The organism is Niallia sp. MER 6, assembly GCF_023714395.1.
Lineage (GTDB): Bacteria > Bacillota > Bacilli > Bacillales > Cytobacillaceae > Niallia.
In genome coordinates, this window is record NZ_JAMAUK010000122.1 from 1 (window position 1) to 411 (window position 411).

Annotated in this window: 1 pseudogene; it reads left to right on the forward strand. The window is 64.0% G+C overall.

Going from position 1 to position 411, the window contains the following annotated elements:
* Nucleotides 1–296, forward strand: a pseudogene (locus M3600_RS28620) (hypothetical protein); the annotation flags it as partial.
* Nucleotides 297–411 lie beyond the last annotated feature (115 nt).

Sequence of the window (411 nt, forward strand, 5' to 3'; positions counted from 1 at the left end):
TTTTGATCCTCGACGATGCCTTATCGGCGGTGGATGGCCGCACCGAGCACCAGATCCTGCATAACCTGCGCCAGTGGGGGGAGGGGCGGACGGTCATTATCAGCGCCCACCGCCTGTCGGCGCTCACTGAGGCCAGTGAAATTTTGGTACTGCAGCATGGGCATATTGCCCAGCGCGGCCGCCACGAGGCGCTGGCCGTGCAGCCCGGCTGGTACCGCGACATGTATCGATATCAGCAGCTGGAGGCCGCGCTCGACGAGGTTCCGCAGACGCAAGAGGAGGCCCTGGATGCGTAGCTTTACCGAACTCTGGCCGACGCTTAAACGCCTGCTGGCCTATGGTTCACCGTGGCGCAAGCCGTTGGCCATCGCGGTGGCGATGATGTGGATTGCGGCGGCGGCGGAAGTGAGC